Annotated in this window: 17 protein-coding genes; 7 read left to right on the plus strand and 10 right to left on the minus strand. The window is 64.6% G+C overall.

What is annotated here, in order from left to right; all coding sequences use genetic code 11:
• The first annotated feature begins 1 nt into the window (after nt 1).
• From F4X08_15110 to F4X08_15120, 3 genes are all read left to right on the plus strand, one after another.
• Nucleotides 2–646 carry a ribonuclease HII gene (locus F4X08_15110; GenBank protein ID MYD27127.1) on the plus strand — a complete coding sequence of 215 codons (645 nt, stop codon included), beginning with the start codon at nt 2–4 and terminating at the stop codon, nt 644–646.
• A 92-nt stretch (nt 647–738) separates the two neighbouring features.
• The gene (locus F4X08_15115) at nt 739–1,149 is read left to right on the plus strand and encodes a YraN family protein (protein ID MYD27128.1); all 411 of its coding nucleotides are present in this window, start codon (nt 739–741) and stop codon (nt 1,147–1,149) included.
• A gap of 85 nt (nt 1,150–1,234) precedes the next feature.
• Entirely contained in the window at nt 1,235–2,452 is a 1,218-nt protein-coding gene (locus tag F4X08_15120; protein MYD27129.1) for a hypothetical protein, read from the plus strand.
• 76 nt (nt 2,453–2,528) lie between these two features.
• On the opposite strand, the gene pyrC is transcribed toward F4X08_15120, so the two are convergent.
• Both pyrC and F4X08_15130 read right to left on the minus strand, forming a co-directional pair.
• A complete protein-coding gene (gene pyrC / locus F4X08_15125; GenBank protein MYD27130.1) occupies nt 2,529–3,536 on the minus strand; it encodes a dihydroorotase in 1,008 nt (335 codons plus the stop codon).
• A gap of 117 nt (nt 3,537–3,653) precedes the next feature.
• Complete coding sequence (locus F4X08_15130) at nt 3,654–4,745, minus strand: aminomethyl transferase family protein (GenBank protein MYD27131.1); 1,092 nt, start codon at nt 4,743–4,745, stop codon at nt 3,654–3,656.
• Nucleotides 4,746–4,978: 233 nt separating this feature from the next.
• Between F4X08_15130 and F4X08_15135 the strand changes: the two genes are divergently transcribed.
• The 4 genes from F4X08_15135 to F4X08_15150 all read left to right on the plus strand — a co-directional run bounded on the left by F4X08_15135 (nt 4,979) and on the right by F4X08_15150 (nt 10,754).
• On the plus strand, nt 4,979–6,577 hold the full coding sequence (locus F4X08_15135) for a glycine--tRNA ligase (GenBank protein ID MYD27132.1): 1,599 nt from the start codon (nt 4,979–4,981) through the stop codon (nt 6,575–6,577).
• A gap of 84 nt (nt 6,578–6,661) precedes the next feature.
• Nucleotides 6,662–7,834, plus strand: a complete 1,173-nt coding sequence (locus tag F4X08_15140; GenBank protein ID MYD27133.1) for a Gfo/Idh/MocA family oxidoreductase — start codon at nt 6,662–6,664, stop codon at nt 7,832–7,834.
• A gap of 102 nt (nt 7,835–7,936) precedes the next feature.
• Nucleotides 7,937–8,938 (plus strand): sugar phosphate isomerase/epimerase, encoded by a 1,002-nt coding sequence (locus F4X08_15145; protein MYD27134.1) that lies wholly within the window; start codon nt 7,937–7,939, stop codon nt 8,936–8,938.
• A gap of 106 nt (nt 8,939–9,044) precedes the next feature.
• On the plus strand, nt 9,045–10,754 hold the full coding sequence (locus F4X08_15150) for a peptide ABC transporter substrate-binding protein (GenBank protein ID MYD27135.1): 1,710 nt from the start codon (nt 9,045–9,047) through the stop codon (nt 10,752–10,754).
• A gap of 91 nt (nt 10,755–10,845) precedes the next feature.
• On the opposite strand, the gene F4X08_15155 is transcribed toward F4X08_15150, so the two are convergent.
• From F4X08_15155 to F4X08_15190, 8 genes are all read right to left on the minus strand, one after another.
• Entirely contained in the window at nt 10,846–11,712 is an 867-nt protein-coding gene (locus F4X08_15155; protein MYD27136.1) for a phytanoyl-CoA dioxygenase family protein, read from the minus strand.
• Nucleotides 11,713–11,739: 27 nt separating this feature from the next.
• On the minus strand, nt 11,740–13,545 hold the full coding sequence (locus F4X08_15160) for a hypothetical protein (protein ID MYD27137.1): 1,806 nt from the start codon (nt 13,543–13,545) through the stop codon (nt 11,740–11,742).
• 3 nt (nt 13,546–13,548) lie between these two features.
• Nucleotides 13,549–14,445 carry a tyrosine recombinase gene (locus F4X08_15165; GenBank protein MYD27138.1) on the minus strand — a complete coding sequence of 299 codons (897 nt, stop codon included), beginning with the start codon at nt 14,443–14,445 and terminating at the stop codon, nt 13,549–13,551.
• Between the two features lie 6 nt (nt 14,446–14,451).
• On the minus strand, nt 14,452–16,764 hold the full coding sequence (gene topA, locus F4X08_15170) for a type I DNA topoisomerase (protein ID MYD27139.1): 2,313 nt from the start codon (nt 16,762–16,764) through the stop codon (nt 14,452–14,454).
• 55 nt (nt 16,765–16,819) lie between these two features.
• Nucleotides 16,820–17,290 carry a DUF494 domain-containing protein gene (locus F4X08_15175; GenBank protein ID MYD27140.1) on the minus strand — a complete coding sequence of 157 codons (471 nt, stop codon included), beginning with the start codon at nt 17,288–17,290 and terminating at the stop codon, nt 16,820–16,822.
• Nucleotides 17,291–17,437: 147 nt separating this feature from the next.
• Nucleotides 17,438–18,460 carry a hydrogenase expression protein gene (locus tag F4X08_15180; GenBank protein MYD27141.1) on the minus strand — a complete coding sequence of 341 codons (1,023 nt, stop codon included), beginning with the start codon at nt 18,458–18,460 and terminating at the stop codon, nt 17,438–17,440.
• A gap of 45 nt (nt 18,461–18,505) precedes the next feature.
• A complete protein-coding gene (locus tag F4X08_15185; protein MYD27142.1) occupies nt 18,506–18,808 on the minus strand; it encodes an HU family DNA-binding protein in 303 nt (100 codons plus the stop codon).
• Nucleotides 18,805–19,434, minus strand: a complete 630-nt coding sequence (locus F4X08_15190; protein ID MYD27143.1) for a class II aldolase/adducin family protein — start codon at nt 19,432–19,434, stop codon at nt 18,805–18,807. The genes F4X08_15185 and F4X08_15190 overlap by 4 nt, the downstream gene beginning before the upstream one ends.
• Between the last annotated feature and the right edge of the window lie 121 nt (nt 19,435–19,555).

A 19,555-nucleotide genomic window follows, 5' to 3' on the forward strand; every position in this document is an offset into this window, starting at 1 on the left:
CATGGCGAAGGGCGACGCTGAGCGGGAGAGACTCCGGGCCATGGCCCGCTTTGAACGGTCCCTCCTCGGTCATGACACGCGTTCCGCGGCCGGTGTCGACGAAGCCGGGCGGGGCGCCCTGGCCGGTCCCGTGATCGCGGCCGCCGTGATGTTGCCGGATGATGCCGAGATTCCGGGCCTGGACGATTCGAAACGCCTCACGCCCGCCAGGAGGGATGTCCTCTACGAAAGGATCACGGCCATTGCCACGGCCATCGGCGTCGGCCGGTCCGACCCGGCCGCGATCGACACCGTGAACATCCGCCGGGCGAATCTTCTCGCCATGAAAGAAGCCGTGGAGGCCCTCTCGCCGCCTCCGGGCCATCTGCTCGTCGACGGGATCGACGCCATCGACTGGCGGGGCCCCCAGACCACCGTGGTGGGAGGCGACGCGCGCAGCCTCTCCATCGCGGCCGCGTCCGTCATCGCGAAGGTGACGCGGGACCGGATCATGATCGCGTGCGACCCGGACTTTCCTGAATACGGCTTCGCCCGTCACAAGGGCTACGGCACGGCGGCGCACCTGGCCGCGCTCGAGCACCATGGGCCGTCGTCCGTGCATCGCCGCTCCTTCCTGCGGAAGAGATTCGGGTTCTCCTTAGCCTGACCACCGGCCCGCTGTGTAAGTACGGCAGGTCCACCCGCGTTGATCCCGCGTTGATCCCGCGTTGATCCTGCGTTGATCACGGGCATTCATCCATGGCACCCATTCCTGGCACCCATCCCGAAGACAACATGACCGCATCGAAGCAAATCCTGGGTTCACGCGGCGAGTCCATCGCGGAAGCGTTCCTGCGCCGGAAGGGCCATGCAGTGCTGGCCAGGAATTACCGGGACCCCGTCTCCCGGTGCGAAATCGACCTCATCACCCGGGACGGCGACGAACTCGTCTTCGTGGAGGTCAAGGCCGGAACCGGACGCCGGTTCGGCGACCCGCATTCCTGGGTGGACGCGAGGAAACAGCGCCATATCGCCCGGGCCGCCCGCCGATTCCTGCAGGAACGACGCTGGCACGAGACGCCGTGCCGTTTTGACGTTATCGGAATCGATCTCTCTCGGAATCCACCCGGGGTAACGCACCTGGAACACGCATTCTGGAGCGCTGTCTGATGTGTTGCGACCATCTTGCGGCTAATCTGAGGCGGTGGTCCTCCCCCTGCGGGCGACCGGGCCTTAAAATACCGAGCGGACAGTTATGCCGAGTCTACGCAAATCGCTGAAAATCCTCGTCGCGGCCGGTTTCCTGCTATGGATCGCCGATGGATACCTGCTCATGCGGTCCGAGTCTCCCCGCTCTGCGCCGGATCCGGCGGCCGGCACCGCGACCACGACCGGACCGGGTGCCACGACCGGACCGGGCGGCGGCGCGCGCTATTCCGGCGTCATACACATCCATTCAACTTACTCCGACGGCGGGGGCACCGTCGCGGATATCGTCAGGGCGGGGCAGAACGCGGGACCGGATTTCCTCGTCCTGACCGACCACGACACCATGCAACCCCTGTTCGACGGCCACCAGGGATACCATGACGGACTACTGCTGCTCGTTGGCGAGGAAGTCAACACCAGCGCGGGCCATCTGCTTTCCCTCGGTGTGGGCAGGGATGTGAGTCAGGACGGCCCCTTGGGGCTCCCGGCACTCGTCGAAGAGATCTCTGAATCGGGTGGCGTGTCCATCGCGGCGCACCCCACGGGCCGCCGCCCCTGGACGGACTGGACCCTGGAAGAGATGGACGGCCTGGAAGTGCTCAACGGGAACAGCGAATGGCGCGACGACGGCGTGCTGGAACTGGTGCGGGCCCTCGTTTTCCTTCCGTTCATGCCCGACGAGGTCTTCAACAGCCTCGTCGACCGTCCCGATGAGGCCATCCGCCTCTGGATGCATCGCGTGCAGCGCCAGCCCGTTACCGTGATCGGCAGCCTGGACGCCCACGAGCGCATAAAGCTCTGGGGTGAACGCCACCTGTCCTTCCCCACCTACGAACGCATGTTCGGATTGATCCGGACCTACGTGATCACCGGTACGGAACTGACCGGCGACGCCGAGGTCGACGAGGAGATCCTGCTAAATGCGATCCACCGCGGCAGTTGCTACGTGGTGCTGGAAGGGTACGAGCCGGCCCCCGGTTTTTCCTTCGAGCTTACCATGGGGCCGGAGACTGAGTCCATGGGGTCCAGTGTCGAGTACCAGGACGGCGGACGGTTGCACGTGACCGCGCCGTCATCGGGCCCGGTGCGCATACGGTTGTACCGGGACGAGGTCCCCCTGATCGAGACCGAAGGACATGAGCTGTTCGTGGAGGTCCCCGGCCCGGGGGTCTATCACACCGAGGTTTACCAGCTGCGCGGCACCCTGTTGCGCGGCGAGCGTCAGCGGCTCTGGATCATCTCGAACGCCATCCGGGTGGAATAGGCTGCGGCGTTTCGTCCCGCGGCGTTCCGACCCGCGGCGTTCCGACCCGCGGCCGGGCTCACGCTTCCCGGCCCTTCTACCGTACCACCGCCACTTTCCAGTCCAATTCCCGCCCGGGATACATGGGCGTGACGTCGCCGTACCGCTCGGGGATGACCGCCCCGGTCTTCTCGAACACCACGGTTTTTGCCGGCGGCTCGACACCGTAGATCCGCTTCGCGTTGTCCGAGACGAAGGCCTGCAGCCGGTCCAGTGCGCCGTGTTCTTCGAAGAGCCCGACGAGCATCTGCAGGGCGATAGGCGCGGTGAATACACCCGCCGCGCAACCGGCGCACTCCTTTTGGTCGACCGGGTGGGGCGCAGAGTCGCTGCCGAAGACGAGCCCGGGGTGGGCTTCGAGGGCCAGCGCGAGAAGCGCGTCCCGATCTTCCGGACGCTTGGCGATGGGCTTGCAGAAGAGGTGGGGATTGAGCAGGCCGCCCGCCACGTCGTCCAGGGTGATCAGCAGGTGTTGCAGCGTAACGGTGGCGGACAGGTTCTCGTGGCGGTCCAGCAGCGCGGCGGCCTCCCGGGTCGTGATGTGTTCCATGACGATGTGCAGCCGGGGATAGCGCGTGGCCAGGTCTTCGTAGACAGGGAGGAACGCGCGCTCCCGGTCCATGACGAAGTCAGTCGATTCACCGTGCACCATCAGCCGGATGCCCAGGTCCTGCATCAGGGCCAGGGTATCCTCCACGTCGCCAAGGTCGCCGACGCCCTGTTCGCTGTGGGTGGTGACGCCCTCAGGGTACAACTTGACGCCGATGATACGGTCCTTCATCGAAGCCAGTTCGCTTTCGGTGTAGGGCCGCATGAACAGGGTCATGTAGGGTTCGAAGGCGTGGCGTTCCACGACCTCCCTGACTTCCCGTTCGTATCTGTCCAGCCGGTCGAGGTTGTCCACGGGGGGCACCAGGTTGGGCATGATGACGCCCCCGGCGAAGGTCTCCGCGCTCAACGGCGCCACGCGCCTGAGCATGGCGCCTTCGCGGAAGTGGATGTGCATGTCCAGGGGGGAATAGAGGGTGAAGGTGGTGTTTGACATGGGATGTGCGGGGATTCCGGTGTAAAGCCTTCCGTTATCAGGGACCTGGGTCGTGCATCAGGGACGAGGGTCGTTCATCAAGGACCGGGGTCGTTCATCAAGGACCGGGGTCGTTCATCAAGGACTGGGGTCGTAGAAGGGCAGGTCCGCGATTTCGGCGCGGACCGGGACGCCGGCCACCTCGACTTCCAACGGTCCGCCTGGTCCGCCCGCCGCCATGGATCTCCGCCGGACGAATCCCAGCGCGATGATCCCGTCGACCGCCCGTCCGTGGACCGCCGTGGTGATCCACCCGGCGTCCTTCCCGTCCTTACGGATCACGGCATTCCGTCCGGGAAGCCTTTTCCCTTCGATGACCAGTCCCGACAGCAGGCGATTGGGACGGCCCCGGTGCTCCATCATCACGACGGGTTCCTGCCCGATGTAGCAACCCTTGGTGAAACTGACGGCCCGGTCCTTCACCGCCTCGTTGGGAATGATCCGGTCGTCCAGTTCCGCCGTGCAGCGGGGGATGCCCGCTTCCACGCGCAGGACCTCCAGGGTCTCGTATCCGATGGGCACGCAACTGACGCCGTCTCCCTCGCCGGCGAGTAACGCCTTCCAGACATCGTCCGCACTTTCGGCTGGGACGTAGATATCGTAGTCTCGTTCGCCTGTGCGATGCGTCCGCGCCACGGTCGTGGGCACGCCGTTCCATTCGATTTCCACGTGTCCGCCGGGCGGCAGCGGCGGCAGGGAACCGGCGAGGCCCTGGACGCAGTCGTCCGCCCGCCTGCCGGACACGCCGATCAGACCGTACCGCTCGGTGACGTCCGTGATCTCGACGTCGTCCATGAGGGCGTACCGGTCGAGGGTATCCCGGAGCAAGTCCGCCATCCCCGGTTCCACGTCGATGAGCAGGTCTTCCCCGCGGACGTGGACCGTCATGTCCGAGATGATCTTCCCCTGGGGCGTCAACATGCAGGCATAGACGCTCTCTCCTGCACCGAGTTGCTCCACGTCGTTGGTCACCACACGGTGCAGGAAGCGCTGCCGGTCCGCGCCGGTCATGTGCAGCTTGCCGCGGCCGGAGAGATCGCTCAGGCCGGCGGCGGTCCGGACCGCGCGGTATTCGGCGGCGGCGTCCCCGTAGTGCAGCACGGCCGGCCGGCCCTGGAAGTCGCCGGCGACCGCGCCGAGATCGTCGTGGCTTATGGCCGTTTCATGCATCGATGGCACCGGGTGTCGGATCGGGGTTTTCGAAGCAGGGCGAAACAACGTTAAAACGCTATGTATCAATGCGCGGGGGCCCGGTTCCTGTCAATCTATATTTTAGGTGCGGCGGGGGCCTTTTGGGTTGACACCGCACGGGGTTTTCGTTATGGTGAACGCGTTGTTTTCGGCGTGCCGGAAGCGCCGTGCTGCCTGTCATCTCCCCACTGTACAAACCGGAAAGGAACGCGGTGGCCGCTGTTTCGCTGGAACAACTCGTCTCGCTCTGCAAGCGCCGCGGAATCATCTACCCGGGCTCGGAAATCTACGGCGGCCTGCAGGGCCTGTACGATTACGGCCCGGTGGGCGTCGAGCTGAAGAACAACATCGTGGACTCCTGGTGGCGGCGCAACGTCTATGAGCGGGATGACATGGAGGGGCTCGACAGCGCCATCCTGATGAATCCGCTGACCTGGAAGTATTCGGGTCACGAGGAGACCTTCGTCGACCCCCTGGTGGACTGCCGCAAGTGCCAGGGACGGTGGCGCGCCGACCAGGTAAAGGGTGTGTGTCCCGCCTGCGGATCCACGGACCTGACCGAGCCGCGGCCCTTCAACCTGATGTTCAAGACCCAGGTGGGGCCGGTATCGGAAGAAGGGGCTTATGCCTTCCTGCGTCCCGAAACGGCCCAGGGCATCTTCGTCAATTTCAACAATGTATTGACCACCACGGCGCGCAAGCTGCCCTTCGGCATCGCCCAGGTGGGCAAGGGGTTCCGCAACGAGATCAATCCCCGCAACTTCCTGTTCCGCGTCCGCGAGTTCGACATGCTGGAGATCGAGTTCTTCGTCCATCCGGGTACCGAGGACGAATGGCAGGACCGTTGGCTGGAGGACCGTCTCGCCTGGTGGGAACACATCGGCGTCAGCCGGGACAACATCCAGATCCTTGACGTGCCGCGGGAGGATCTCGCCCATTACTCGAAGAAAACCTACGACCTGATGTACAGGTATCCCACCCTCGGCTTTGAGGAACTGGAGGGCATCGCGAGCCGGACGGACTTCGACCTGGGCGCCCACACGCGGTACCAGGAACAGTACGACCTCACGGCGCAGGTACCGGAAAACTCTTCCAGCACGACCCGGCTTTCCTATTTCGATCCGCAGGCGAATCGCCACGTAATCCCCTTCGTGGTCGAGCCGTCGGCGGGTGTCGGCCGCTGCCTGCTGGCCGTACTCAGCGAAGCCTACGATGAATCCATGGTGAAAGCACCGCCGGAAGACAAGCTTTCGGCCGTCAAGGACGGGCTGGACGCCTTCAACGCGTCGGTCGCGAAAAACAGCAAGATGCCGGACGAAACGCGGGAATCCCTGCTGGTCTTCGGGGAGGCGATCGCCGGCGAGCTGCCCGAAAGCATGCCGCGCATCGACGCGCTCCTGGCCATGACGGGCGCGGACCGGATCAAGGAGGGCAAGACGCTGCGGAACCTGTCGCAGAAGGTCATCGGCGACCACTACCGGACGGTATTGCGGCTCAGGCCCCACCTGGCCCCGGTCAAGGTGGCGGTCTTCCCGCTGAAGCGGACCGACGACCGGCTCGCAGAAACGGCCCGGGATATCCGCAGGTCGCTGCAGTCCGGGGGCAGGATACGCACGGTGTACGACGACACGGGCGCCATCGGCAAGCTCTATAGGCGCCAGGACGAAATCGGCACGCCGCTCTGTGTGACGGTCGACTTCCAGACCTTAGATGACCAGGCGGTGACGGTCCGCGACCGGGATACCATGGCGCAGGACCGGGTGGCCATCAGTGAGCTGAAAGATTACGTGGAAGAAAAACTGGCATCCTGAACTGGGCCGCCCCGGCGAGATTGGGCCGCCCCGGCGGCGAACGTGACCGCCCCGGCGGCGCGAGAGACGAGAAAGGAGCAATACATGGCACGCAACGTTAACGTAGGCCTGGTAGGTTATTCGTTCATGGGCAAGGCACACAGCCACGCCTTCAAGGACATGTCCTTCTTCTTCCCGGACGCGGCCGGAATGCCGGTCATGAAAGCCATTTGCGGGCGCAACGAGGAGAACGTGAAAGGCGCGGCCGCGGAGTTCGGGTGGGAAGGCTACGAGACCGACTGGAAGACGCTGATCGCCCGCGACGACATCGATCTCGTCGACGTTTCGACACCGGGCGACAGCCACGCGGAGATCGCCATCGCCGCCGCCGAAGCGGGTAAGCACGTCTTCTGCGAAAAACCGCTGGCCAACAGCCTGGCGGAAGCCCGCGCCATGGCCGAAGCCGTGAACCGGGCGGGCGTGAAGAGCATGGTGGCCTACAACTACCGCCGGGTGCCCGCCGTCGCGCTGGCGAAGCGGCTCATCGAAGAAGGCCGCATCGGCCAGGTGTATCACTGGCGCGCCGTCTACCTGCAGGACTGGATCATGGACCCCGACTTCCCCCTGGTGTGGCGGCTTCAGAAGGAGAAGGCCGGCTCGGGTCCCCACGGCGACCTGAACGCCCACATCATCGACCTCGCCCGGTATCTCATCGGAGAGATCACCGAGGTGACCGGCATGCAGGAGACCTTCATCAAGGAGCGTCCCATCGTGGAGGAGATCGATTCGGCCCTGGGCGCGAGCGCCGGCGGTTCCACGCGGACGGGACCGGTGACCGTGGACGACACGACCCTGGCGCTGGCCCGGTTCGAGAACGGCGCCGTGGGCTCCTTCGAAGCCACGCGCTTCGCCGGCGGGAGGAGAAACGGAAACCGATTCGAGATCAACGGCAGCAAGGGTTCCATCGCCTTCAACCTGGAGAAGATGAACGAGCTCCAGTACTACAACCGGGAAGACGAGGACCACGTGCAGGGCTTCCGCGAGATCATCGTGACCGAAGGCGCCCACCCCTACATGGACCGGTGGTGGCCGCCCGGGCACATCATCGGCTGGGAGCACACCTTCATCCATGAGGTGTACGATCTCATGCAGGCCATCGCCGGCGCCGACGACAACCTCCATCCGGATTTCGATGAAGGGGTCCGGGACCAGGCCGTGCTGGAAGCCGTTACGCTGTCGGCTGAGAACGGCAGCTGGGTCCGGATCGCCGACCTGTAGGCCTGCGGCCTGTGAACGCGATACCGGCGTGGGGCGCCCGCCATCAACCGGCGGCCTCCGCGCCGTACACGCCGACTATGAAACTGAAAGGAGCAGTCAATCATGTCTCGTCCCGTAACGCTATTTACCGGCCAGTGGGCGGACCTCACCCTGGACACGCTCGCCGGGAAGGCGGCGAGCTGGGGGTTCGACGGTCTGGAACTGGCCTGCTGGGGTGACCATTTCGACGTGAAACAGGGCGCCGAAAGCAAGGCGTACTGCGAGGACCGCCGGGCGCTGCTGGACAAGCACGGCCTGCAGGTGTTTTCCATCAGCAACCATCTCGCCGGTCAGGCGGTCTGCGACCTGATCGATGCCCGCCACGAGGCGATCCTGCCGCCCCATGTCTGGGGGGACGGGGACCCGGAAGGCGTGCGCCAGCGCGCGGCCGAGGAGATGAAGCAGACCGCCCGGGCCGCAGCGAACATGGGCCTCGATGTAGCCAACGGCTTCACCGGCTCGTCGATCTGGCACCTGCTCTACTCCTTCCCGCCCGTGGACCCATCGTCCATCGATGTGGGATACGAAGACTTCTCGGCGCGCTGGAATCCGATCCTGGACGTGTTCGACGAGGTGGGCGTGAAGTTCGGCCTGGAGGTGCATCCCACGGAGATCGCCTTCGACATCTCTTCGGCACAGCGGGCGCTGGACGCACTGGATAGTCGCGAGGCCTTCGGATTCAACTACGACCCCAGCCACTTCGGCTACCAGGGGGTGGACTACGTCGAGTTCATCCGGACCTTCAGTGACCGAATCTACCACGTGCACATGAAGGACGTCTGGTGGTCGGAACGCCCGACCCGGGCCGGCGTCTTCGGCGGACACGTGAACTTCGGCCATTCCGACCGGTACTGGGATTTCCGGTCCCTCGGCCGCGGCAGCATAGATTTCGAGGAGATCGTCCGCGCGCTGAACGAGATCGGGTACCAGGGTCCCCTCTCCATCGAGTGGGAGGACAGCGGCATGGACCGCGAGCACGGCGCCGAGGAAGCCTGCGCCTTCACGAAGGGCGTCGACTTCCCGCCGTCCGACGTGGCCTTCGATGCCGCCTTCGCCGAAGAATGACCAATCGGCCCGCGGCTGCAGCACCGGCCTCGTGGCCGGCGGGGGTTCCGAGGCGTAGCTACAGGCGCTTCATGTCGTAGCGTTCCGCGGCGACCGGGAGGGCACGATGGGAGGACGGATTTACGTCTTGATCTGCGCCGCCGCGCTTGTCGCAGCGGCCTGCGGGTCACCGGGTGACGGGCCCGGCGACGGGACGCAGACCTCGCGTGTCAATTCGGTGGGGCGGGTACTGCCGGCAGACGCCGCTCCGCTCAGCGAGCAGTACATCCGGCTGAGCATGCTGGAACCGTCCACCCTGGACGTGGGCATCTCCCTCTTCGACGCCCAGTTCAACGCCTTCCTCTTCGAATCCCTGCTGGTCTTCGACGAAGACATGGAGATCAGGGGCGCGGCCGCCGAGTCCTGGTCCGTGGCGGACGACCACGTGACCTGGACTTTCACGATCCGCGCAGGCGCGAAGTGGAGCGACGGCCGGCCGGTGACCGCCCACGATTTCGAATGGTCCTTCCGCCGCTTGCTCGATCCCGCGCACGCCAATATCTTCGCCTACTTCTACTACCCGATCAAGGGCGCCCGGGCTTACAACACGGGACAGTCGAGCGACCCGCAGGCCGTCGGCGTCCGGGCCGTGGACGACCGCACGCTGGTGATCGAGACCGAAGAACCGTGCTCGCACTTTCCCTACATCCTCACCTTTTTTACTTCCGTGCCGGCGCCCCGGTGGCAGGTGGAGAAATACGGGATAAGGTGGTCCGAACCGGAGTACTGCGTGTCCAATTCCACCTGGCGCCTCGCGTCGTGGGACAAGAACGTCAGTATGACCTACGCGCTGAATCCCCATTACAACGGACCCTGGAAGGGATACCTCGAACGCATCGAGTTCACCTTCATCCTGCCGGGCTGGCGGGGACTGCCGGCCTATGAGAACGGCGAGTTCGACCGGATCGGCGTCATGGGGCCCGATTACCATCACGCGCGGCTGGATCCCGTCCTGAACCGCGAGCTGATTACCTATCCGAACTTCGGGACGTACTATACGATCTTCAGGACCCGCGAGCCGCCCTTCGACAACATCCGGTTGCGCCAGGCCCTGGCCCACGCCATCGACCGCGAGTCCATCTGCAACGTCGTCCTCGGCGGCGCCGCCACGCCGGCCTACGGCATGCTTCCGAAGGGCTTCCCGGGGTACCAGTCGGAGCGGATCCGCGCGTACCAGGCCTTCGATCCGGAGCTGGCCCGGCAGCGACTGGCGGAGGCCGGCTACCCCGGCGGAAAGGGACTGCCCCCGCTCGAACTCTGGGTGCGGGGCCAGCCGCCGACGCCCGATGAATGGAACGTGGTCGTCGCCATGCAGCAGATGTTCGAGGACCACCTGGACATCGAGGTGAACCTGCGGCAGCAGTCCACAAACGCCTTCAACGCCTTCATGCGCAACCACGAGATCCCCTGGGGTTTCCTGTGGTTCAACATGGACTACCCCGACCCCAGCGACATGATCGCGGTGCCCTGGCGCTCCCAGCCCGCGGGATCGGGCCGGCAGGACTGGAAACACGACGGGTTCGACCGACTGGTGGATGCGGCCGCACGGGAATTCAACGAGGAGAAGCGCGTCTCCATGTACCAGGACGCCGAGGTGATCCTGGCCGAGCAGGCCGCGGGCGTGTTCCTGCACAACATGGTCAACGCGACCCTGAGCAAGCCGTGGGTCCTGGGCATCGAGGAAAACCGGTACGGCGACCGGAGGTGGAGCGGGTTCGCTCCGGCCTTCTCCACCCTGTACATCGGTGAACTCGGGCGAGAATCTGGCCGGCGTTAGGGATCTGGCTGGCGTTAGGGTACGTTGCAGGGAGGAACGGCGCGGAACTGAGGGATCGGGCCGGCGTTAGGGTTTGGTGTCCTGGCAGCGATCAGGCGAAGGGATCCAGATCGAATCCCGTTTCCGGCCGGATCCGTTCTGTGCCTTCGGGCCAGTCCGAGGGCCAGTCCCAGCCGGGGATCTGCAGGCTTTCCGCGCGAACCCGATGGGCGGCGGCCCGCCGATGCACGCCGGGCGGCGCCGTACTGACCTCCGAACTGTGGAGCATGGTGGGATAGTAGAAGGTGACGCTTCCCTCGCCCGCCGTGCAGTCGATGGCCTCGTGCTCGTGGCTTGCGACATAGGCCTCGGGTCCGCCCTTCAGTTCAAGAGGTCCTTCGAGATAGGAGCCGGGGAGGACCTTCATGGCGCCGTTCTCGATGGTCTGAGGGTCCACGTTGATGCGGACGATGATGGTCTTCTGGAAAAGGTCTTCCTTCCAATCTATGTCGGCCGGCCTGATGTGTATGTGGCCAAACTGGTTCCAGTGGCCGGAAAGATCGAGGTCCCGGGGCGGGTCCACGATGAAGAAGGTGTCCTGGTGCCATCCGATCTCCGCGTCGCCGCCGGCCACCTTGTCGAACATGGTACCGATGCTGGCGTGTTTGACCGGCTCGCCCAGGGCGCGTTCCAGCACGCTGACGATGGCGGGATGCCGGGAGAACCGGAGTCCGCCTTCGCACACGGCGTAGAGTTCCCACAGCAGCCAGACCGTGTCCTTCGACTTCCCGAGGAGCTTGTCGGTCGGTCGACCCTTGTATTCCGCTACGCGGCTCGCCTCCGCGATGGTCCGGTCCAGCAGTCCGCGGAACGCATTCATCTCTTCCGCGGAGAATACGCCTTCGACGGTCACGATGCCCTGCGTCTTCAGCGTGCCCACCGCTTCCCGCAGGTCCAGAGCGCTTTTGCCGTTATTCATGAGTTACTCCCCTGACGCACCGGGCCGCTAACGGTTCAGCCTGAGCGTTATGTCTTCCGTCTCCCATCCCAATCGTACTTCCAGGGTGTCCGGATGGACCATGGACCGTTCGGCGGGAACGAATGGCAAGGCGTTGCCGTAATCGAATTTACCGTTTCCGTTCGCGTCGCGATAGGCTTGAAGGATATACCGGCCCGGCAGCACGTTGTCAAACCGAAAACCTCCGGGCCCGGCCAGTTCGACCTCCGATGCGGGCTCCGCGTCCCGCAACGGGTAAAGGGAGATCCCCACGGCTCCCGCCCCTGCGGGGTCTTCGTCCTCGAACCGTCCCGACAGCGAACCGTAGCTCTCGGGATCGATGGTCGAGAAGGTGTACGCGAGCGTGTCGGGACGGTCGCCCGTGGCCTGCAGCGGCTGATCGAACCCGTTCCTGACCAGGCCGGCCAGTACGAGAATCTCGTAGTCGGCACTCGTATGCAGCAGGCTATCGGGCCGCATCACAGCGACCGTGGCGTCGATCCACCGTAGATCCCCGCCGACCTCCTGGTCCGTGGAATCCCTAAGGACAACGGCCCCCTCCTCCAGGGTAACGGGTTCGCTGAACGAGAACCGGAGCTCGACGAACTGTGCGACGTCCCGCGAACGGTTGCCGGGATGGACTTCCAGGAGCCTCGGCGCCGGCGGGTTCTCTATGGCCGATCCGGTGAATTCGGCGGTGTTCTCCGTCGTATCCATCGGTTCCGACCAGGTGTTTTCCAGTCCGGTAACAGTCAGACGATAGACCCGGTCGCGGACCTGGGGCGCCGTGATGAGCACGATGGTCGCCGGATCCGCCGGATCCTGGTACGCGGACGTGACCTCAAGGCTTTCGCCTTCCTCCACGCCGGCGATGGCATAGGCGCCCGTGCCCCGGACCATGTCCGCGCGGGGTGCCTCGCTCAGGAAGACACTCAGTGCACGCCGGTGGGACACCCGGGCGGACATCACGTGCATGGCGGCGGTATCGTTCACGGCCATCCGGAACCACATGGGACCGTCCAACATGCCCTCTTCCGACATGCCCTCTTCCGACATGCCCTCTTCCGACAGGACGACGTCCCGGGTGGGCACCCCGATGGGGTCCACGCCCGCGTCGTAGAGACGGTCTCTGCCCTGGTCCAGGAAGGCGAAGAGGCGGTAACGGCCGGCCGAGAGATGGGTGAAGGTAAAGGTACCGTCCCTGCCGGCCTGGGTCAGATAGTCCGGGGTCGTGCCGGCCGGGTCCGGTTCGGGCTTCCCGGCAATGTTGTAGGCCCAGACATAGGTGTTCCTGGCAGGCTGGCCGTCGTGGACCGTCAGGCCGTTGACCTCCCCCTCTTCGATGCTGGGGCCGGTCGACAGCGCGTATACAAAGGTCGAATCCATGCGGTTACTGCGCATGTCCCTGAAGCCGGTGCCCACCGTGATGATATAGGTTCTGTCGGCCAGCAGGGGTTCCTCGAACCGGACCGTGATCTCGTTGCCCCGCCAGCTCGCTTCGGCTTCGAATTCGACGATCGGCGCGATGAACAGGTTGCCTTCGATGGAACGGGGCTGAATGCGTTCGCTGAAGGTAAGCTTCGGGGAAACGTCCAGCGGCACGTGGGTCGAACCCGCCGGGGGATCGGTTTCTACCACCCAGGGTGGAATACGGTCGCGCGGACCGCCGGGCGGCATGCCTTCGCGGGCGCAGGCCACGGCGACCAGGCCGACCAGGCAGGCCATGGCGACCAGGCAGGCCGGGCCGATCAGGCCGACCAGGCTGGCCAGGCTGACCGGAATCTTCAGCGCGGAGTGGTCCGGCGTCCCGTTCATAGATCAGGCGCGGGGATGCGCCTCTTCGTACGTTTTCCTGAGGCGGTCGAGGGCGACGTGGGTATAGACCTGCGTGGTCGAAAGCCGTTCATGGCCGAGCAGTTCCTTGACCGCCATCAGGTCCGCTCCGGCGTCGAGCAGGTGCGTAGCGGTCGTATGGCGGAGCATGTGGGGCGTCAATCCCTGCTGGCTGATCCGGAGACCGTATCTCCCCAGGATGTACTGGACCCCGCGGCCCGTCAGCCTGCGGCCGTGTTGATTCAGCAGGAGTGCCGCCGTATCTTCCCGCCCCGTTTTGATCAGCATGGGACGGACGTCCATATAGGCCGCCAGCGCGGACAACGCGGGCCCGCCCAGCGGCACGATGCGTTCCCGGTCCCCCTTCCCGATCACGCGGATCCGTTCCTCCGTCATTTCGATCGCGCCGACGTCGAGTCCTACGAGCTCCGACAACCGCATGCCCGCTCCGTAAAGCAGTTCCAGGATGACCACGTCCCGCAGCCCGAGTAGCCGACTCCGGTCGGGCTGGCCGAGCAGGGCTTCCACCTGGCTTTTGTCCAGGAACCGGGGCAGGTGTCGGTCCCATTTCGGCGTGGTCAGGTAGACGCACGGGTTGGAGGAAACGATCCCTTCCCGGCAGAGATAATGGAAGAAGGACCGCACGGCCGCGAAACGGCGCGCGATGGTCCGCCTGCTGAAGCCTTCCCGGTGCAGGTGGTGAAGGAACGCCCGCACCACGGACTTGTCGATGGACTCCGGGTCCGGCGGATCGGCGCCGCCGTCTTCGGAGAGGAAAGACTGGAATTGGCCCAGGTCGCCGGCATAGGCCGACCGGGTATGCCGGGAGTAATTGCGCTCGATCTCGAGATGATCGAGAAATGCGCTGACCAGTTTCTCCATGATCGGTCAAGCCTCCTGGAGGGTCTGTCCCGCCTGGTCCGCCTGGCCCAGCTGCCCCGCCTGGTCCGCCTCGCCGGAACCGTCGGGCTGCGACTCGGCGGCCCGGACGCGATGCTTGCACGACGGGCACTGGAGCGCTTCACGGCCGGATCTTTCCTGTTTCTCGACCATGAGGGGATAGTCGCACCGTGGACAGCGGCGGTCGACCGGCTTGTCCCACACCACGAAACGGCACTTGGGGTAGTTGCTGCAACCGTAGAAGTTCCGGCCCTTCTGCGACCGGCGCGCCGTGAGGAACCCGTCGCAACCTTCTTCAGGACAGTCGACCCCGAGGTTGACCGGCCGCGTCTCCCGGCAGCGGGGATATCCGCTGCACGCCAGGAACGGGCCGTACCGGCCGGTCTTCACGATCATTTTCTCGCCGCACTTCCCACATACTTCGTCGGTGTTCAAGTCGGCGTTCTCTTCGCCGTTCATCGGCCGGGTGTTCCGGCATGCCGGGAATCCCCCGCACGCCATGAACCGGCCGTTGCGGCCCCATCGGATGACCATGGGCTTGCCGCATTTCTCGCATTTCTCGTCCGTCTCCTCCGTCAGCGTGCTCTTCAGCTCCGACCGCTGGGCGTTTACGGACTGCAGCCGCTCGTTGAAGGGCTGGTAGAAGTCCACCAGGGTGCCGGTCCAGTCCAGTTCCCCGGTTTCGATGCGGTCCAGCGCGTCTTCCATCTTCGCGGTGAACGCCACGTCGAACAGGTCCGGGAAAGCCATGACCAGGATCCGGTTTACGGCCATGCCGAGGTCCGTCGGCGTGAACCGGCCCGCTTTCATGGCCGCGTACTTGCGCATGCGCAGCGTGCTGATGATCTGGGCATAGGTGCTCGGCCGGCCGATCTGCCGGACCTCGAGTTCCTTGACGAGACTCGCCTCGGTGTACCTGGGCGGGGGCTGGGTGAAATGCTGCCTGGGTTCGAGCTTTTCCAGGGCAAGTTTCTCGTCCTTCCGCAGATCGGGCAGGGATTTCTCGTCGTCCTTGCCTTCCGCGTCCTCGTCGACCGGTTCTTCATAGGCCTTCAGGAATCCCGCGAAGGTCGGCACGGTGCCCGTGGCGCGGAACTGGTACTTCCCGGAACGGATGTCCACGGTGGTCACGTCGAAACGGGCCGGTCGCATCTGGCATGCCACGAAGCGCAGCCAGATCAGTTCATACAGCCTGTACTGGTCCTTCGTCAGAAAGGGCTTCATCTTCTCCGGGGTGCGGTCCACGGCCGTGGGCCGGATTGCCTCGTGGGCGTCCTGGGCGCCCGGCTTGGTCTTGAACCTCCGCGGCTTGGGGGGGACGTATTCGTCGCCGTATACCCGGCCGATCAGGTCCCGGACGGCCGCGATCGCCTCGTCCACGATCCGGGTCGAGTCCGTCCTCATGTAGGTGATCAGCCCAATGGCCCCCTCGTCGCCCAGCTCGATGCCTTCGTAGAGCTGCTGGGCGATCATCATGGTCTTCTGGGTGGTGAACCGGAGGCGCCTGGCCGCGTCCTGCTGCAGGGTGCTGGTGATGAAGGGCGGATAGGGATTGCGCTGCGTGCGCTTCCGCGTGATGTCCTCGATTTCGAAGGTCTTCCCGCGCAGGTCCTCGATCAGCGCCCGGGCCGACTTCTCGTCGGGCAGGTTGAACTTCTCTCCGTCCACGCGGATCAGCTTGACCGGGAACACGGCGTCCCCCTCCGACCGGAGGTGTGCCGTAATGGACCAGTACTCCTCGACCTTGAACTTCTCGATTTCCACTTCCCGTTCGCAGATCAGCCGCAGCGCCACCGACTGTACCCGGCCCGCGCTCAATCCGCCGGTGATCGTCTTCCAGAGGAAGGGACTGACCTGGTACCCGACGAGACGGTCCATGACGCGGCGCGCCTGCTGGGCGTTGACTTTCTGCATGTCGATCGACACGGGCTTGTCGATCGCCGTCCGCACCGCCCCGGGGGTGATCTCGTGGAAGAGCACCCGCCCCACTTCCTTCTTGCTGTTGCCCAGCTGGCTGGCCACGTGCCAGGCGATGGCCTCGCCCTCCCGGTCGGGGTCGGTCGCGAGGAAGATCTGATCGGCCGACCGCGCTGCGCTGCGGAGGTCTTTCACGACCTTTTCCTTGCCCGGGATCGTTACGTATTCGGGCTGGAAACCGTTCTGGACGTCGACGCCCAGGCTCTTGGGCGGCAGGTCCCGGACATGGCCCACCGACGCCATGATCTCGAAATCCTTGCCCAGGTATTTCTTGATCGTACGGGCCTTGGCCGGGGACTCCACGATAACGAGTGATTTGGACATGTTATAAAGTAGTCGCGTGAAAGTAGTCGCGCTGGAGATGAAGGAAAGTAGGACTTCAGTTCCCGATGATGCCCTCTTCGAGGTCGTCGGGCAGCCAGATCATGACCTGTCCGGATTCCGACTCGAGCAGGATCGGTGCGGCGATGGTTTTGATATCGTCCCGGGTGACGGAACGGGCGCCCGTCAGCATGGCCCGTTCGATGATCAGTTCGGTCTGCGTATCGGTGATCAGACCCAGTTCGCGAAGTTCCAGCAGGTAGCCGTACGCGTCGGGCTGGATCATCAGCTGTTCCACGGCGTGCAGAATCCGGTTGGGTTTGGGCTGGAGCGGCTTGGTCGGATCGACCACGACTTCCGCCTGCGCCTGGAGGCGGTCGAACAGCCAGGCGAAGGCCGTGTTGACCTCCTGCTGGGTATAACCGTGGCCGACCAGGGTCTGGGAGACGTCGGCGATGTCGTTGAATCGGCCTTTTTCATCCTGCATGTGCTTCATGAGGAAAACGATGATTTCCATCACTTTTTCCATGATGCGCTCCTGAAGGAATGCGAAGATGTGATTGGAACCGGGCCGAAGAACGACCCCTGGCCGTATACCGTACTTTTCGGTTTTCGCTGTCCAAATCTAAGCTTCCGGGGGTCCGTATGCAAGTGTTTTTACCGGTCCCGGACGGCGTTACGTCGCTTCGAACACCTTGCCGATTTCATCCCGGTCGAAGGCCGGGAGATCGGCGATTTCACCCTTGCTCCTGATCCGGATTCCGAACTCGGGAGGCTCTACGGACCCGATCTCGGCGACCGGTATGCCGGCTTCGCCAAGGCAGGCCGCAAGGGGCTGCACACGGTCCGCTTCCACCACGATGAGCAGGGCGCCCGACGCGATGACGCCCAGGGGATCCAGGCCGTAAAACGCGCAGAGGGCCTCCGGTTCGGGCAGCAGCGGAATCCGGTCCTCCTCGATAAGCATGCCGACCCCGGAAGCGACCGCGATCTCCCGCAGTCCCGACGCGAGTCCGCCCTCCGTGGGATCGTGCATGGCGCGGACCCCGCCGGTCTCCATGGCGAGGCGGGCTTCCCTGACCACGCTGAGGCCGGGTTGCCTGAGGTACCGCCGGCAGGTCTCGAGGAATTCGTCGGAGAATCGCGTCCGGACCTCGTTGCTTTTTTCCATGGCGATCAGCGCCGTCGCCTCGATGGCGATCCCCTTGGTCAGCAGGATCCGGTCGCCCACCCGGGCGCCGTCGCCGGAGACATAGCCGTCGGCCGTCGTTTCCCCCAGCATCTGCCCGATGAGCAGCGGCCGGTCCAGGCCGTGGGTGATTTCGGTGTGTCCGCCGCAGAGGGTGATGCCGAGTTCGCGGCAGGCGTCGGCCAGGCCGGAGAAAATGCGGTCCACCAGGTCGGCGTCGGTTTTATCTTCCGGGAGCAGTATGGTCGAGAGGAACCACCGGGGCGCCGCGCCCATGGCGGCGACGTCGTTGGCGTTGATGTTGACGGCGTACCAGCCGATTTCCTCGGTGGCGAAGGTGATGGGGTCGGTTTTCGAGACGAGTACGCTGGAACCGAACGAGATGACCGCCGCGTCCCGACCGATGCCCGGGCCCACGAGCAGTCTCGGGTCGGCGCCGGAAGCATAGCGGCGCAGGATGCGGTCCAGGTCTTCCGCGGGCAGCTTGCCGACCGGGTAGTAGGGAGGCATGTCTCGCTGATTGGCGTGGGTGCGTCGATGCCCGCGCGTCGGCGGTTATTCCCGACGCTTCCGCTGGGCGCGCAATGCTTCTTTAAGGATCTTGCCGGGCTTGAACTTGGCTTTCCGGCGGGCCGGAACCTCGATGGTGTAGCCGGTCCGCGGATTGCGGGCCGCCGGCTTGGGGCGGGTATTCCTGATCTCCAGCGCGCCGAATCCCCTGATCTCGATCCGGTTGCCCTCGACCAGGTTCTCCCGCATGATTTCGAAGAGCGCGTCGATCACGGGATAGATCTGCGTCTTTTTCAGTCCCAGTGTCTCGCTGATTTCGTTGACCAGTTCTCTGCGCGTTGTCGTCATGTAGGTTCCTCGGTCCGGTGTTCTTTCTTTCCGCCGGATGAACAGGGCCGGCCGTGCAGGCGGTGCAGCTTGTCCACGTTCTCCTGGTCTATGGTGTTGACCCGGCCGAGCATGCGCGCCACGAGGGCGATCTGCGCGCAGTGCTCCATGGTTTCCATCTTGTGATAGGCCGAAACGATGTCCGGACCCAGGGTCAGCGCGCCGTGGTTTTCCAGCAGTATCGCGTCGTGGTCCCGCACGAATCCCCGGAGCGATTCGACCAGTTCCATGGTTCCCGGCGTCCCGTAGGGCGCGATGGGTACGAATCCCAGGGAGACGATCACCTCGGGCAGCAGGGCATCGGGCAGATGCACGCCGGCCACCGAGAAACCCGTCGCCGCCGGGGGATGGGCGTGGGCCACGGCGTGCACGTCCGGACGCTCCCGGTACACCATGAGGTGCATTTTCATCTCTGACGACGGTTCGTGCATCCCCGAGATCACCGCGCCGTCATAATCGACGATCACGAATTTGTCCGGGTCCAGGAAACCCTTGCTCACCCCGGTCATCGTGATCAGCAATCGGTCTTCGGACAGTCGAACGCTTAAGTTTCCGTCGTTCGAGGCTACGTATCCCCGGTCATACATCCGCTTGCCGACGTGGATTACGTCGGATACGACTTGCTCTATTTGCAAGATTACGTTGTTCCGGTTGAAAGATTGCGGATTGCGGTGGTACGGTTCGAATATATCCGGCCCGCCGTTTCCG

The sequence above is a fragment of the Gemmatimonadota bacterium genome (genome assembly GCA_009841265.1).
Taxonomy (GTDB): domain Bacteria; phylum JAAXHH01; class JAAXHH01; order JAAXHH01; family JAAXHH01; genus JAAXHH01.